This is a genomic window from Cyanobium sp. N5-Cardenillas, assembly GCF_024345515.1.
Taxonomy (GTDB): Bacteria; Cyanobacteriota; Cyanobacteriia; order PCC-6307; family Cyanobiaceae; genus Cyanobium.
The window spans coordinates 1-15,110 of the sequence record NZ_JAGQBG010000052.1 but is presented as its reverse complement, the minus strand read 5'-3'; the positions used below and the strand labels follow the sequence as shown (position 1 = coordinate 15,110).

Sequence of the window (15,110 nt, the reverse complement as noted above, 5' to 3'; positions counted from 1 at the left end):
CCAAGACATGGGCAACGGCATCTCAGCATCCCTGCAGGAGCCCATCGACAGCCTCGGTCTTGCTTCTCATCTGGAGGAGTGGCGGCTGGAGCGGGAGCAAGGACAAGCCGGTCAGTGGCTCGAGCAGGCACCAGGTTTCACTGTGCTCAGTTGCATCGATCTCAGAAGCCATGGGGCTCGCTGCACCGACGCCAGCTTCCGCGCCCTTCATTTCGATTCAGTCCAGCCAGTTGGCGACAAGGAGCAGCAGATCGGCTGGCGGGAATGGTTGCGCCAGGGAAATCTGTTCCAGTTCCTCCCCCACATGCTGCTCAGCACGACAGGGTGCACCGGCGCTGATCAGACCAGTGTGGTTGTACCGAGCTTGGAGCCAGACCCACTGGTTGCGGCCATGTGGGATCAAATGCCGCCAAGGTCAAGGGATGCACCCTCGCCGGAGTGGTCGAAAGCTCTTTCCTTCTCCGAGCGGCATGCCAGAACATGTCATCCGCTGCTCTTGGCACTGCGGCCAGGCCTGGAGCCGATGGGGGTGGGGCCACCGGAATTCGGCTACGAATTGGAGGGATCGCTGGGGGAGGTGGTGGTGGAAATCGAGATGGCGTGGCCTGAACAGCAGATCGCCGTCCTGCTTCGTCCACCGGACGATGGGTCCTCGGATCAGCCTTTCGGAGCCTGGTTGGATGGCTGGGTGATCTTCCATCCCCATTCCCCTCTGGATCGGGTTCTCGCCTCGTTCCGTTCCACGAATCACCCAAGCCCCGTCCTCGCGAGCCAGCCATGAATCAACCAGCGCTGCGCGTCGCCGCCTCACGCGGCTTCTTCAAGGCCCTCAACACCCTCCCCGAGCGCGGTCGAGCCAAGGTGCATAAGTTCATCGTTCAGTTCATGGACGAACCCACCGCCCCGGGGCTGAACTACGAACGCATCAACGGCAGCAAGGATCCCCAGGTTCGATCGCTTCGTGTGGATCAGGATTACCGCTGCATCGTGCGGGCACCGGAGAAGGGCAGCACCTACGTGTTGCTATGGGTCGACAAGCATGACGACGCCTATGCCTGGGCCCGCCGCAAGGCCTGTCACGTGAACCGCGTCTCTGGTGCCCTCCAGATCGTTGACGTGGAGGGGGCTGAGAAGGCACTCGGAGACACCATTTCCGCCACAGTTCCGGAAAGCCTTTTTGCTCAGATTGCCGACGAGCAGCTGATGCAGCTGGGGGTGCCTGCTGCCCTGTTGCCTTCCTTGCGCGCCATCAGTAACGAGGACGGGCTCACCAGGCTGCTGGAGTGGCTCCCGCCTGATTGCGTTGATGCCCTGATCCTGCTTGCCGATGGACGTTCCTTTGAGGAAGTGCTTACGGAGCTGGAGAAAGAACGACCCTCCACGGTCGATCCGACTGATGTCGACACCGCACTCAACCAGCCAGACAGCCAGGCGGAGTTTGTGGTGCTCACCGATGACGAGGAGCTTGAGGCGATTCTCTCGGCCCCGCTGGAGCAATGGCGCGTCTTCCTCCATCCGAGTCAGAAACGACTGGTGGAACGCCACTGGAATGGACCGGTACGCGTGCTCGGAGGTGCGGGCACCGGCAAGACCGTGGCAGCGATGCACCGTGCTCGCTGGCTCGCCCGATCCTTCCTCGCGGCAGGGGAGGCAGCCAGAGGGGACAAGGTGTTGTTCACCACCTTCACCAGAAACCTTTCCACCGACATCCGCAGCAACCTGGCGAAGATCTGCACTCCCCAGGAGCTCCAGCGCATCGAGGTCACCCATCTCGATGCCTGGGTGAGCAGCTATCTCAGGAGCCAGGGCCTCACCATCAAGGTGTTCAACAAGGAGGCGCGGGATGCCGCATGGTCGGTGGCGATGTTGGTTGCGGACCCCGATCTGGGCCTCGATCTGCGGTTCTACGAGGAGGAATGGAAGGAAGTAGTGCTGGCTCAGGGTTGCAGCACTCAGGACGAATATCTTGTCGCAAAGAGAATCGGGCGGGGTACCCGCTTGAATCGTCAGAAGCGCATCAGCATCTGGCCCGTGTTCGATGCCCTGCGCTCCGAACTGCGGCAAAGAGGGTTGTGGGAGCCTGAAGAGGCCAAGCAGGCTGCTGCCGATCGCCTGAATGCCTCAGCCCAGCCCCCTCGATACAGGGCGATCGTGGTGGATGAAGCGCAGGACTTTGACGTGGCCGCCTTTCGCCTGTTGCGGGCTCTGGCGGGAGCTGAACATACTGACGATCTCTTCATCGTTGGTGATCCCCACCAACGCATCTATGGCCGCCCTCTGGTGCTGGGACAGTGTGGGATCAACGTCCGCGGCCGATCCCGCAAGCTGCGCATTAACTACCGCACCACAGAGGAAACCAGGGCATGGGCCACGGCGGTGCTTCAGGGGATCGACTTCGATGACCTCGATGGCGGCAGTGATCCAACCAGCGATACCCGTTCTCTCCTCCATGGCGATCAACCGCTGGTGAAGGGTTTCGAGGATCCGGCCGATGAGCGGCGCTTCCTAGAAGACAAGCTCAGGCAGCTGCGGGATGTCGACGGCAACTTGGCCTCCACCTGCGTCACGATCCGCACCAATAAGGCCGTTGAGCAACTCGCCAGGGGCCTGGAAACAGCAGGCTTCCAGGTGCGCATCATCGAGGCCGACGAAGCCGACGATCCCAGCGATCCCTCACTGCGCCTGGCCACCATGCACCGCATCAAGGGCCTTGAGTTCGACCAGGTGTTTATTCCCGAGCTCAATGCTGAGCTGATGCCCTATCGCTTTGAACTAAACCGGCGGCCCGATGAGGTCTCCCGACAATTGTTCGAACAGCAAGAGCGATCTCTCCTTCATGTAGCGGCCACCCGAGCGAAGAAAAGGGTGGTTGTGACCTACAGCGGCAAGCCGTCCTCTTTCCTGACGCCAGGAGCCTGAGCCATGGGGTAGAGCACGCAGCATTCAGGCAGGGTGTGCCTCGCCTTCTGCCTCCAGCTGCCCAGACGCCTCCGGACAGATCAAATCCGCCGCCTGCCGCGCCTCGCCGAGCACCTGGAACAACACCTTGGGCGATTCGTCGAGAAGCTCAATCCATTGACCCAGATAGGCGGCATGCCTCTCGATCTCGCTGCCGATCTCCAGCCGATCGCCCAGCAGCACCGCCCCAGCTCGGCGACCAGCTTCTCGCGGGCATAGCGCGACTTCCCGAAGACATCGCCCAGATCCCACTTCAGACGGGATTCATGGCCGGTGGAGTGGATCTGCTCATGGGCCCAGGTGGCGCAGAACGCAGCAGGTGAGTGGAAGCTGGCGCGATCCAGCCGCTGGGTCCTGAGGATGGGAACAGGCGAGCCGATCACTCTTTGCTGGGCACATTGACTGAGGAGAAGGATTCAGAAACCCAGGCCCATGGGAGCACCGGCCCAGCAGCAGGGGCAATACGCCCTGTCTATGTGCGGGTATAGCCCGGTGGGCAATGCGGATCAATACCCCTCTTCTCCGTCCTCGGGGGGAAGCAGTTGCTGTTGGTCCAGATCCAGTTCTGCTCGGAGGGATCGTGTCCCATATCCTGCGCGATCGATCGCCGCAGCCGTCTGAGAGATGGAATCAAGCAAGGGGCCGCTGATCGGAGCAAGCTCGCGGCAGAAGGTAGCAATCGTGGCCCAGAAGTTGGGTTCGTAGGAAGTCATAGGAAGGATGGGCACCGCTTGGGCGCTGAATGGTTTTGGAACGAGTTGGTTGGGGATTTGTCCCTGGGGTGGGCTCGCAAGCGGATGCAGCCTCAGCAGGGGGCTGGAAGCGCAGGACGACAGAGGTCGGACGCTGTAGACGGGCGCGGGGGAATAGCGGCAGACCTGCCAGCATCGGGAGGCATCAGCGGTCGTCACAGCCCACTGGTGTGGACAAAGCCGGGCAAGGAGATCAGAGCCCTTGCCCATTTCCTCTTCCGGCTTCGCCCCGCCCCTGGCCGTAGCCCCCTCTTTTTGGCCGTAGGCCGCCTCAGCTGCGGGTGGCCGCCAGCGCCAGTTCATGGGCCTGGGTGAGGGTGGTCGCCGCCTTGCCGAACCACAGCCCCTCCAGCCGCTGACGGGCCGCCTCGATCGGATCCCTCGATCGCCCGGCGTCGTGGCTGAGATGCTCCGTCACTGCTTGGTAAGCGCCCCACATCGAGCCCTGCACGCCGGGGATGTCGCTGCCGATGGCCTGGCCTTCGAACTTTGCGGCAAGGCCATCCCAGGCGGGGAGATCCTCCAGCCGCCGCGGCCGGCTTGTGCTGGCATCCCCCCGGCGGTCATTGATGCTGCCTCGCAGCTGATCAGCGAAAAGGGTCTCGACATACTGCCGGAACTGGCTCGCCGTGCAGGGGGCGGCGGCCATCGCCCGCAGCTCGGCCAGGCCACCTGTGAATTGCTGGCGCTGCAGATCGATCAGCTCTGGCAGGCGGCTGATCAGGGCGTTGGCATTGCGGGTATGCCTGATGCGGCAGCCCTGCTGGCGCCGGCTTCTCGCTGCGGCCAGCCCGAGAGCAGCGGAGAGGGTGTTCTGACACACCACCCGGATCGGGGAGAAGAAGACCGAGAAAGCGATCGTCCCGTCATGGCTGGTGCAGCCCACTAGGTACTGATTCACCGGATCACCGGGGAGCACCTCACCTTCCGACTGCCGGACTCGGGCCGTGAAGGTCACCTTCCTGCCACCGGCCAGGACGCAGACCGCATCCATGACCGCGTCGCTATGGAGGGCCTCGGCGACTCGGATCAGCTGCTCGTTCTGCACCACCTCGTAGGTGGCGTTCATCACCGAGAGGGTGGTGCCGGTATCGGTTCGGGTAATCGCCTGATAGCCGTCGATCGGACGCATGTCGGCGTCGTAAATCGGACGGCTGGCGAGATGGAAGTCGGCGCCACCGAGGCGGAAGGCCTCACGCGCCGGGAGGGTGCCGTCCAGGACCAGGCCGAGGCGGTGCCAGGCGGGCCGGTTGTTGAGGAAGACGCCAGAGCTGAATTGATGGGACATGGGATCACAGCTGCGGCGCGGACGCCGCCAGAGAGGACAAAAAAGCCGGCCTTGGGGGAGACCGGCAAGTGCTGGGGCGGGGCTTCCACCCGCCGGCCCGGTTGAACGGATCAGCTGGTGGAGGGTTTTGGGGTCAGCAGCTGCAGGCGATCAGCCACAAGGCGCACGCCGCAGTGGTTGCCGCACAGCCGCCCCGAGGCCGCCAGGCGCATGCCGGGGGTGGCGTTGTCGCTCAGCTCCTGGGCCTGCTTGCCCCAGACCTCGATCAGGACCGAGAAGCCCCCGGCGGATTCCTCGTCCCAGCGGGGGGTGACGCCGGGGACCTGGAGGAGGACCTCAGCGCGGATGGCGCCGCAGTCAAAGAAGGTGAGCTGGACCGGCAGGGGGGCGCTCCCTGTAAGCACGGTGACATTCACGGCTTGTGGGCTCCGTTGGGGCAGCAGGCGGGGGAGTCAAGGAAGGAGAAGACTTCTTCCAGGTCCTCAGGGCTCGGGGGCGGCACGCTGACCGGATCGAGAGGGCCTACCGGGCGGTTCATGTCGGCCACGGGGGTGGGGTGGCCGCCGCCGGCGTGCTCGGGGATGGGGGCGACCAGGAGCTGCAACCCATAGAGGTTGCCGTTTTGATGCCAGGCGATCTGACTGCCCATGGCTTGCAGGAACATGACGGCGGAGAAGATCTCGGTGTCCTGGTGCAGCAGAACGAACGGGGGGAGGAACACACCATCGGGCATGCGGATGGTGATCTCACTGCGGAAGTTCATGAAAAAAGCCTGCGGTGCAGGCGGTGGAGGGGATTGCAGGGGAGGAAGGTGGTTAACCAACCCAGAGGAAGTCGGCCGGCTGGCCAGGAGCGCCGTCAGGTGGCCGTAGGCCCGGGCCCGTTCTCGGGGAAGCAGAAGCGCAGGGCTTCAGCGGGTTCATCGAACGGCGGGGAGACATCCAGCCAGGGGGAGCGGATGCGGGCAAAGGCACCGGCCGGGAAGTAGCGGGAGAGGCTGGAGTAGGAAGCGCCACGGAGGCGATCAGCCGGGAGGACCAGGCCGGCGGTGGCATTCCCGCTGCGAGCACAGCGGAAGCGGACCTTGCAAAATCCGCTCATGGCTTCGCATGCGGCGCCGGAGCCCCCACGGGGAGAGCCACAGCCGGCGAAGCCGGCGCCGCCGACAGGAGGAAGCGGTAGACCGTGCAGTCGGTCGCCTGGCAGTAGCCGGCAGCGTCGTGGTACCTGGCGAAGCCATAGTCCTCATCGGCATCGACGCAGCTGGCGGATCGGGAGGAGAAGGTCTCCTGCCACCAGGCATCAGCAGCAGCGATCTCGTCGTCTTCCAGACCGGAGGAGTCGCCGTTGATGAAGTAGCAGGCCCAGTGGGTGGGCAGGAGATAGCTGACAAGGGAGGGATGGCGGGCATCCCGCTCGGCCTTTGTCAGGAAGACGGGCTCGGGGGGAGAAAGGGGGGGATCTGGCAGGTAGAGGCTGGGGGAAGGCATGAACATCACAGCGTCAGAGGGACATAAAAAAAGCCCCGCACGGGGCGGGGCGAACCAATCCAGGCGGATTTGAACCGCCATACAGAGAAGGCCCACCTGCAGGGACACTGGTGGGCGCTCACTGCGCCTTGCCTGCGATGCAGTGACCTCCAAGAGGTCTGGACTGCATGCAGGTGGATTGGGGATTTGGATGGATTTCGTCGGGTGTTCTTGCCCTTCTTTTCAGTCCCATCCGGAGACTGGAAGCCGGATTTGCACCGCATCCCTGGTTAACCACCTTTGGGAAGATGGGGAGAGGAATGGAGATCGTGCTCGATCTCGCTGCGACGTGTACACCGGGCCCCAATGGGCATAGGAAGGGCGTAGCGCGTCAGGGCCGCAAGGCCCCGCAGGAGGAAGACTTGGCGTCTATTGATACTGTCCTGCGCATATATGGGCGCCTGTTGTGTTTTGGCGCAACGCTGGGGATGCTTAGTCACGGGAAGCCTGTTGACCCGCACAAAGGTGCGCACCGGCTCGATCCGTCCTAGGGCATTGCCTGCCCTCGTCCTCCCGCTAAACCCCTCCGTCGTTTGGCCGAACGAGTGTCTCTACTGGGCCGCATGCCCTGCGCTGAGCGGAATGGATACCGTCAGGCGACTCGTTTGCACCTACCGGTTGACGTCACAGCAGCCGGTAAGGGCTGAGGATCCGTACAACTTTGGGGGAGCGTTTCTATGTTGTAGCCGCAGCACAATCGGCCGCTAGCAATGCTGCATAAGCGTGGGGGCGCATGTTGCGCTGATGTTGGAAGAAGGATTAGGCTGATCGGCTCTAAGCGTCAAGGCTGTGAGCCTGACCGGTGAGGGTGAGCGACTGCGGCGCAGTCCTGTCTCATCGGTTGAAAGCAACATAGGTGGTAAGCGATGGATAAGTCAAGCAATTGAGGAGGACTAGGTGACTGTGCCCCGTTCAGTAGTTGAGGCTCTAAATGATGCGTAGAGACGGAAGGTAGATATACAGCTGCTTGTTAATGTATATGAGTGAAGGAGGAGAGCTAGAAATCCCACGGCTAGAGATCTTATTGATTGGAGAGCTGAAGGATAATGGAACTGCCTGCCAGGATCCGCCTTCTCTTCGCACCAAGTCAGGCATGGCAACAGGTCAGAAACGCGGAGGGCGAAAGCGCAGGATCCGAGGACCATTCCCTCCAATCGAAAGAGCAGCCGAGGGACCAGTCAGGCGTACCGATTGGGACATATCCATCCGTGGCCAGCAGGACTGGGGAGCAATTTCGCCGAGACGCTGTTCTGATGGTGGAGGGGTAGCCGGACAGGGCAAGTGAGGATGCGGACAAGGGGCGGTCAGGGTAGGCCTGAACTCCTAACCCCTTGGCAGCACTCACACCGGACTGGCCGGACAACCCGGACACCCCTTACCATCCCTAAGATTAATTCGATTACCCCCCTCTAGAACAGACAAACCTGAGAGGGGGAGCACCCCCTGTCCGGCGTGTCCGGTTGTCCGGGAGTAGCGGAGAGGGCGCATTTGGGCGGCGAACTAGGGGTGGAAGCTTTGACGATTCGGTGCGGGTGAGCTCGCGGGGCGCAGACACCAAAGCTCAGCCTATCGATACCTTATAAACGGTTAAGGCAGGCTTATCTAATACTTGGCGAGACGGTGGCACGCGTGGCGCTCAGCCGGCAAGTGTGCGAAAGGCTCAGGCCATAGGTGCCGCAAAGCTGCAGGAAAGCGCCGGCGACATGATCCACGTCAAAACCAGGCAACGCCGCAACTGTGCCGACGCATGACGGGTTCAACAATTTCCCCTTCGCCTGACTTACTGCACGGTCTTGCATGCATAGCAGAGGCACGGGAATGTAGTCAACCCATGATGTGCGATGACTAAGTTCGGGCGCCGAAGGTCTTGGCTCTCTCGAATAGATACTCAGATCAAGTCGTGGGAAGCCTCATAAGACAGCCTACTCGGGCACATACAACGTGAGAATGAGGACTACATTTAGCTCCCAGAGGACTACAACAAGGAGCGCTGGCTCATATAGTCTTCTTCTCCTGCGATGCAGTAACCACAGTCGCAGGATTAGAGCGACTCGGGATCTTCCCAGCGGGGCCAGAGTGTGATAGACCTGAGAAGCAGTCACGCCAAAAGGTTCCCAGTTGACATCAGCTCTTCATGCCCCACGCAGGGGCTGGCTCTGCTGTGAGCGTGAAAGTTCTGACCCCAGAACTTACTCATCCACCTCCAGAAAGCCTTCTCCACCATGAAGTCGCAAAGCCGTAGACCACTATCTCAGGCCAATGCTTAGCGGCATCAAAGCCGGGCACTAATTCATCTAAATGGGTCATTTCAAACAATTCGCCCGGCTACATGCCGGATCATTCAATGCAAGACCACAGCAACAAAACGCCAGAGAACCGGATTCATCCGGAAATGGAAGAAGCCGTCTTCGGGTCAGCGGCAGACGATCAGGAGTGGTTCCGGGCGAACCGCAGTGCATTGGTTAGGTTCCGCCCCGCCTTCCCGGATGAACTCGAAGCCCAGGATGCCCTCAATCAGACATTCTCCAATGAGAAGCGCTGCAGCCTGCTTCAGCCGGGAGAGACTGGCGGATGGATCGCGGTGGTCGAGTTGTTCCGGCTGCTAGGGATGGATGCTTGGCCTTACGAAGGCTGCAGGATGCGTCTGGAGTGCCCTCCCGTTATTGAAGAATACATTCCGCTGTGCACGGAATTAGTGCTAGAAACTGTACGCCCACTGCTACCACATTTATTTCCTAAGCACTTCAGGGCGGGTGGCCAGGGTTTCGGGTGATATTCGACTAGTTGGGTAGTCCCAGCAAGTTAATCAGTCGAAGATTGCGTGGAAGTCACCAGGGTCGGGGTGTCACCGCCCGACCCAACACATCACATTCCACACGTAGTAGTTCACACTACCCGCCAGGCGCGGCATAGTCAGCATGCAGGAACGCCTGATCCGCCGCCGCCTCGATGAGGACGAGTCGCTCAAGACCCTTGCGGCACTCACTGGGATCAGCCCCCGCATCGCATGTGCACGGCTGGCGCATCTTCATGGTTGCCACTTAACGACACTGAAGGATCTCCACAGCGCTCGCCATACCCAGCGGAGACCGCTTGATCTGCAGCGACTGCAGCTGGCCGTGGATCTCTGAGACCAGCCCTGCACCATCCGGAGCGTCGCTCGGCTGCTGCTGGTGCCAATCAGCACCCTTGCCCGCCTTGAGCGGGGCGGCCATCACGGCACAGGTCGGCCTTATCGGGAGAGCGTCCGCGTCGCTTCGCGGCCTTCGATCTTGGCCACAGAAGTTTCCACTGCGCATGGCCTGTCTGCAGCCTCTTCACCCCGACAAACGCCATGGGAGCCCGGCCCCCGAGTGGCTGGCGTGCCGTGCCGCATTCACCGGGTCCTAGGGGTGAGTGGTGGTGGCGAGATCGTCAGAAGCGGGGTGGGATGAGGCGAGCGGCCGGAAGCCGCACGATTTCACGCAAGTTTCACGCAAGGACTCTGAAGCAGCTTGAGATGCGAGCTACTGCAACGGTTTAGAAGAACTGTCTTCCGCCTTACAAGCAGGATGTCGCTGGTTCGAAACCGGCATCGGGCATCGGGGCAGGGCCGACCCAGGAGATCGAGCCCGTCCGGCGCAACCCGGAGGCGGCTAAGGCCGATCAGATCGCCGTTCGCTCGGCGTTCCTGGCCAGCCAGGCCCAGGTGAGGTCGCTCTGATGGCCCAGAACTGTGGGCAGGTCAGCAGAAGCGCGGCCGGATGATGCGGGTGACCTGAGCCAGTTCACTGTCAACCGGATTCCATCCAGAACATGGCATGGATGATGGGACAGGGCCCCTAGGCCGGCTCAGGACTTTGGAAGAGAGCGACTCGATCCTTCTCGCCTTTCGCCTGATACATCGCCAGATCAGCGTTATTGAGAAGGATTTCGGCGGAAGATCCATGGGCGGGGAAGATAGCGATACCGACACTGACCCGCACCCTGAGAACGTCCCCGTGAAGAACACAGGATTCGGCAATATGCTCCACCATCTCCTTGGCCATGCGCATGACATCGGCCTGATCTCCCACTTCCAGCAACAGGCAGACAAATTCATCGCCGCCCCAGCGACTGGCCATGTCATCCTCACGCAGGAAAGACGACAAGCGTGACGCCACCATCTGCAAGACCTCATCACCCAGATCATGACCATAGGAATCATTGATGCTTGCGAATTGATCCACATCAATGGAGAAGACCGCCAGCCCCCACCCATGCCGCCTCGCCTGGGACAGGGCGTGCTCAAGGCGCTGGTCAAAGGCCAAGTGATTGGGCACATGCGTGAGTGGGTCCCTGGTAGCGCCCTGCCTGGCTTCATCCCTCTGCTGACGAGCCTCCGCCACGTCATCGCGCGCTCCATCCAGCTGGGCCTTCGCCTCAACAAGCTCCGATGCAAGCGCTGTCCGCAGCACAACTGCATCGGCAAGACGTTCATTTACCTGATCGGCCTCAACAGCGGCAGTCGCAACCTTTGCTTCCTTGGCTTCATTCTGGGAATCGGAGTCTCGAAGAACTTCCACAGGAACATCAGCTTGGTGGCGAACATTATTGGCCGCTGAGGGTTCGACCGATAGCTGCCTGCTGACATTTTCGGACGTCATCCTCCTGTCCTCCTCCACCACTGCCTTGAGCTTCTCAAGGCGAAGAGAAGCCTGGATACGGCTTGCGGTCAGAGTGCGGCGCCGACGCAGCGCCAACGCTTCTGCGACGGCCATGGAGCCCCAGTCGGACCCAGTCCAGGCGATCATGGGGCCCGGTTGTTCTTTCGGCTGTGGACCTCACGGATCTCATCCCGGGGGTCCCCTCCCTGCTGGAGGAGCTGGAGGGGATCCTCGCCGGGCTCACCACGGTCGCCTGCCTGGAGCACATGAAATGGCTGGGGGCCTTCATGTGCATCACCCCGGTCCAGAAGAGCCTGGTGGGGGCGGCCACGACCGAGGAGGAAGGATTCCGGCTGGTGGAGCGGCAGCGGCCGGCCCTGCTGGTGGTCAGCCAGAGGCTTCAGGAGGGCACCGGCCTCTCGCTGGTGGAGCGCACGAAGTCACTGGACCCCGCCATCCGGACCCTGCTGGTCGCCGACGACGCCAACGAGGCCCTGGTGCGGGAGGCTTTGGCCCGGGGCTGCAACGGCATCTGCTTCGCGTCGGGCCTGTTCATGCCGGCGCTGCGGGTGGTGGCCGGCGGCGGCATCTACTACCCCGAGCCGGTGGCGGCGGTGCTGCGGCAGCAGCCCCCCGTGGCCCCGATCGAACCGCTGACCGAGCGCGAGCGGGTGGTGCTGAACCACCTGATGCTGGGCCTGACCGACGTGCGGATCAGCCAGGAGCTGGTGGTCAGCACCGAGACCGTCAGGACCCATGTGAAGCACATTTTCCAGAAGCTCCAGGTCGACAACCGCACCAAGGCCGTCGTCAAGTCGATCGCCGCCGGGCTGATCAACCTGGAATCGGCCCTGGAGGGCCGCACCCCGGTCACCGGCTGAACCACCTGGTCAGGGGCTGAACCGGCCAGCACTGCCCCAATCCCCCGTTCTGGGGATGCGGGCCGAGGGTGCTCCAGGGGAAGGTGGGTTGGTCCCCGGGGTGACCCGAGAGGCCTCCGGATGCAAAGCCGGGACATCGCAAGACCCCAGCAGCAGCTCCGCGCACGATGGCCGTCCACCTCAGCTTCGCCGCGGCCGGGCACTCCCGTGTGTCCGAAATCATCCTGGCCGGCCGCACCGGCTACTGGCTGTGCGACCCGGACCGGGTCCTGGCCCATGGCGTCGTCAAGCTGTATGAGCGCCACACAGAAGGCGGCGACTTCGATCTCAACGACAACGTCGTGGGCCCCTGGGTGGCCACCCTGACGGTCACCGGCGCCGACCGGGTGCAGTGGCTTGACCGAACCCGGACGATCATCGCCTTCGACCCCGCCACCCTGACGACGGAGTACATCACCACGGTGCCCCCGTTCAACGCCTCCGGGGTGTACTACGACCCGGAACCGATGGCCTGAGGGCGGATCAGCCTGCGGCCTGCACGTGCTCTCCGTAGGCCACCAGAGCGCGATCGGCGCTGAGCAGCCGCAGGCCCTCCAGCTCGGCCTGCACCACCAGCAGCCGGTCGAAGGGGTCGCGGTGAATCCAGGGCAGGTGCTGCACCGCCAGCGCATGCTCAGCGCGGACGGGCAGTTCGCGGAATCCCTGTCCCAGCAGACCCAGACGCAGGGCGGCGGCCTCCACCTGGAAGTCGGCCCGGCCCAGGGACGATTTGATCGCCACCTCCCACAGGCTCACGACGCTGAGCACCAGAGGTTGGGCCGGATCCGCCAGCAGGCGTGCCGTCCCGGCCGGCAACCGGCTGGGTTCAATGGCCCACCAGAGCAGCAGCTGGGTGTCGACCAGCAGGGGCTGGGGTTGGGGTTCGCTGGGGGGCACGGCGAGCAGATCAACCGAACAGGGCGTCGATCTCGTCGGCGAAATCGGCCTTGAGATCGGCTTCCAGCACCGCGGAGCCGCCCAGGAAGCCGCCCCGGCGGACTTCAGGCGCCGCCGCCACCGGCACCAGCCGCACCAACGGCTGCCCTGCCTTGGCGATCACCACCTCCTCCCCTTCCAGGGCCTGGGCCACGTAGCGGGAGAGGTGGGTCTTGGCGTCATGGAGGTTGACCTGCATGGAGGCAACACGGAGTGTCTTTAGCTTAGTCTGCTTACGACTAAGTCCACTTCAGCCACGAACTCCCCGCTGCTGATCTGCTCGCCGTAGCCGGCGAAGCACGCCAGGGCGGCGGCATGGCGCTCCGGGGTCACCGCCTGGCAGGCGTCGTGGACGCATACCGCCCGGTAGCCGCGGTCGGCGGCGTCCTTCACGGTGTGGTCGATGCACTGGTCGGTGAGCAGGCCGATCACCACCAGGGTGCGGATGCCGAGGTTGCGCAGCAGGTAGTCGAGGACGGTGGAGCTGAAGGGGGAGGAGGAGCTCTTGGGGAGCACAAGTTCATCGGCCAGGGGCGCCAGCTCGGCGATCACCTCGGCAGCGCGGCTGCCGGGCGGGAAGCCCATGCCGCAGCGCTTGTAGTCGGCGCTGCGGTCGCGCCCGTCGGCGGTGAGGCTGGCGATCACGGTGTGGATCACCTCCAGCCCGCCCCGCCGGGCCGCCGCCAGCACCTGCTGCGCGGCCGGCAGGGTGGTGGCGCGGAAGCGGCGATCGAAATCCGGCTGGGGCCGAGGCTGGGCATCGCCGCAGGTGCCCTGCTGCAGATCCACCAGCAGCAGCGTGGTGGCACCGGGGTGGAGCCACGGCTCGGGTGAGCTCGACGCCATGCAGGCTGCGGCGATCCGTCCAATCATGGCGGCAGACGCTCGCTGCGCCCGTGTCCATTCCCCCCGCCCCCATGGCCGCGGCGCTGGCCGCCCAGGGGATCCGCTGGGTGGCGATCACCTGGGTGAACCATGCCGGGGCGCCGCTGGTGAAGGTGGTGCCCCTGGCCGGTTTCGAGGCGGCGGTGGCGGTGGGGGTGGGCTTCTCGCCGGTGGCCGATGCCTTCGGCGCCGACGGCGGCATCGATGCCGCCCATCGCCTGGCCCGCCCCGACGGCGACCTGCGCCTGCGGGCGGATGCGGCGGCCCTGGCGCCGCTGGAGCCGGCCGGCGGCTGGGCCTGGGCGCCAGGGGAGCGCTTCGAGCGCAGCGGCGTGCCCTATGCCAACGACCAGCGCCACCTGTGCCGTCGCCAGATGGTGCAGCTGCAGCGCGCCGGGGTGGAACTGCGGGCCGGCTTCGAGCTGGAGTGGCTGGTGGCCAGCCCCGCGGCCGATGGCACGCCGGAACCGGCAATCCCGGGGGGGCCCTATGGGGCCGACCGGCTGGTGGAGGGCCTCGACTACGCCACGGCCCTGCTCGACGCCCTGGAGGCGGCCGGCCTGCCCTGGCTGCAGTTCCACCCGGAGTACGGCGCCAGCCAGTTCGAGCTGTCGCTGGCGCCGGGCACGGCCCTGGAGGCCGCCGACCGGCTGGTACACACCAGGTTGCTGATCCAGCGATTGACGCGCCGCTTCGGCTGGCGCTGCAGTTTCAGCCCCAAACCCAGCCTGGAGCGGGTGGGCAACGGCGGCCACCTGCACCTGAGCGTGCGGCGCGACGGAGTGCCGCTTCTGGAGGGCGGCGACGGCGAGGGGGGCCTGGGCCCGGCGGGGGCCGGGGTGCTGGCGGCCCTGCTGGCGGACCTGCCGGCCCTGCTGGCCCTGGCCTGCCCCTTGGCGGTGTCCTACCGGCGGCTGGCCCCGGGCTCCTGGTCGGCCCCGTTCCAGGTGTGGGGCGTGGAGAACCGGGAGGCAGCCCTGCGGCTGGTGCCCGCCGCGGCCGATGGTGCCCCGGCCCACCTGGAGCTGAAGGTGGCGGACCTGGCCGCCAACCCCTACCTGCTGCTGGGGGCGGTTCAGGCGGTGGTGGCCGATGGCCTGGCCCAGGCCCGGCCGCTGCCGCTGCCGCCATCGGTGGCTGGGGATCCAGCCGGGTTGCCGTCCGGAACGGTGCCGCGCCTGCCCGCCAGCCTGGCGGAGGCGTCGACCGCCTTCGCC

Annotated in this window: 17 protein-coding genes and 1 pseudogene; 7 read left to right on the top strand and 11 right to left on the bottom strand. The window is 64.2% G+C overall.

Translation table 11 applies throughout. The features are described 5' to 3' along the window. On the top strand, nt 1-781 hold a 781-nt coding region (locus KBZ04_RS06165), incomplete at its 5' end, for a hypothetical protein (protein ID WP_254991064.1). After that, nucleotides 778-2,919, top strand: coding sequence for a 3'-5' exonuclease (locus KBZ04_RS06160; RefSeq protein WP_254991063.1), 2,142 nt, complete (start codon nt 778-780; stop codon nt 2,917-2,919). The genes KBZ04_RS06165 and KBZ04_RS06160, both read left to right, overlap by 4 nt. Before the next feature lie 24 nt (nt 2,920-2,943). On the opposite strand, the gene KBZ04_RS06155 is transcribed toward KBZ04_RS06160, so the two are convergent. The 7 genes and pseudogenes from KBZ04_RS06155 to KBZ04_RS06125 form a co-directional block, all read right to left on the bottom strand. Next, nucleotides 2,944-3,141, bottom strand: coding sequence for a hypothetical protein (locus KBZ04_RS06155; protein ID WP_254991065.1), 198 nt, complete (start codon nt 3,139-3,141; stop codon nt 2,944-2,946). Between the two features lie 53 nt (nt 3,142-3,194). Beyond that, nucleotides 3,195-3,341, bottom strand: a pseudogene (locus KBZ04_RS06150) (hypothetical protein); the annotation flags it as partial. A 640-nt stretch (nt 3,342-3,981) separates the two neighbouring features. Then, nucleotides 3,982-4,998: a DUF932 domain-containing protein gene (locus KBZ04_RS06145; protein ID WP_254991062.1), complete on the bottom strand. Its 1,017-nt coding sequence runs from the start codon at nt 4,996-4,998 to the stop codon at nt 3,982-3,984. A 110-nt stretch (nt 4,999-5,108) separates the two neighbouring features. Continuing rightward, entirely contained in the window at nt 5,109-5,414 is a 306-nt protein-coding gene (locus tag KBZ04_RS06140; RefSeq protein WP_254991061.1) for a hypothetical protein, read from the bottom strand. Further along, entirely contained in the window at nt 5,411-5,761 is a 351-nt protein-coding gene (locus KBZ04_RS06135; protein ID WP_254991060.1) for a hypothetical protein, read from the bottom strand. Before KBZ04_RS06135 ends, KBZ04_RS06140 begins: the two co-directional genes overlap by 4 nt. A gap of 95 nt (nt 5,762-5,856) precedes the next feature. Next, entirely contained in the window at nt 5,857-6,099 is a 243-nt protein-coding gene (locus tag KBZ04_RS06130) for a hypothetical protein (RefSeq protein WP_254991059.1), read from the bottom strand. After that, a complete protein-coding gene (locus KBZ04_RS06125; RefSeq protein ID WP_254991058.1) occupies nt 6,096-6,488 on the bottom strand; it encodes a DUF6926 domain-containing protein in 393 nt (130 codons plus the stop codon). Before KBZ04_RS06125 ends, KBZ04_RS06130 begins: the two co-directional genes overlap by 4 nt. A gap of 2,383 nt (nt 6,489-8,871) precedes the next feature. Here KBZ04_RS06125 and KBZ04_RS06120 point away from each other — a divergent pair. After that, nucleotides 8,872-9,300, top strand: a complete 429-nt coding sequence (locus KBZ04_RS06120; protein WP_254991057.1) for a hypothetical protein — start codon at nt 8,872-8,874, stop codon at nt 9,298-9,300. A gap of 145 nt (nt 9,301-9,445) precedes the next feature. Continuing rightward, a complete protein-coding gene (locus tag KBZ04_RS06115) occupies nt 9,446-9,658 on the top strand; it encodes a hypothetical protein (RefSeq protein WP_254991056.1) in 213 nt (70 codons plus the stop codon). A gap of 690 nt (nt 9,659-10,348) precedes the next feature. Here the strand turns inward: KBZ04_RS06115 and KBZ04_RS06110 are convergent. Next, the gene (locus KBZ04_RS06110) at nt 10,349-11,266 is read right to left on the bottom strand and encodes a diguanylate cyclase domain-containing protein (RefSeq protein WP_254991055.1); all 918 of its coding nucleotides are present in this window, start codon (nt 11,264-11,266) and stop codon (nt 10,349-10,351) included. Between the two features lie 56 nt (nt 11,267-11,322). On the opposite strand from KBZ04_RS06110, the gene KBZ04_RS14265 reads away from it, so the two are divergent. Both KBZ04_RS14265 and KBZ04_RS06100 read left to right on the top strand, forming a co-directional pair. After that, nucleotides 11,323-12,033, top strand: a complete 711-nt coding sequence (locus KBZ04_RS14265; RefSeq protein WP_254991051.1) for a response regulator transcription factor — start codon at nt 11,323-11,325, stop codon at nt 12,031-12,033. Nucleotides 12,034-12,200: 167 nt separating this feature from the next. Beyond that, nucleotides 12,201-12,548 (top strand): hypothetical protein, encoded by a 348-nt coding sequence (locus KBZ04_RS06100; RefSeq protein WP_254991050.1) that lies wholly within the window; start codon nt 12,201-12,203, stop codon nt 12,546-12,548. A 7-nt stretch (nt 12,549-12,555) separates the two neighbouring features. On the opposite strand, the gene KBZ04_RS06095 is transcribed toward KBZ04_RS06100, so the two are convergent. The 3 genes from KBZ04_RS06095 to KBZ04_RS06085 are packed head-to-tail and all read right to left on the bottom strand — an operon-like array spanning nt 12,556 to nt 13,854. After that, nucleotides 12,556-12,969 (bottom strand): type II toxin-antitoxin system VapC family toxin, encoded by a 414-nt coding sequence (locus KBZ04_RS06095; RefSeq protein ID WP_254991049.1) that lies wholly within the window; start codon nt 12,967-12,969, stop codon nt 12,556-12,558. 10 nt (nt 12,970-12,979) lie between these two features. Next, the gene (locus tag KBZ04_RS06090; protein ID WP_254991048.1) at nt 12,980-13,207 is read right to left on the bottom strand and encodes a type II toxin-antitoxin system Phd/YefM family antitoxin; all 228 of its coding nucleotides are present in this window, start codon (nt 13,205-13,207) and stop codon (nt 12,980-12,982) included. A 20-nt stretch (nt 13,208-13,227) separates the two neighbouring features. Continuing rightward, a complete protein-coding gene (locus KBZ04_RS06085; protein WP_254991047.1) occupies nt 13,228-13,854 on the bottom strand; it encodes a cysteine hydrolase family protein in 627 nt (208 codons plus the stop codon). A 50-nt stretch (nt 13,855-13,904) separates the two neighbouring features. Between KBZ04_RS06085 and KBZ04_RS06080 the strand changes: the two genes are divergently transcribed. Further along, on the top strand, nt 13,905-15,110 hold a 1,206-nt coding region (locus tag KBZ04_RS06080), incomplete at its 3' end, for a glutamine synthetase (protein WP_254991046.1).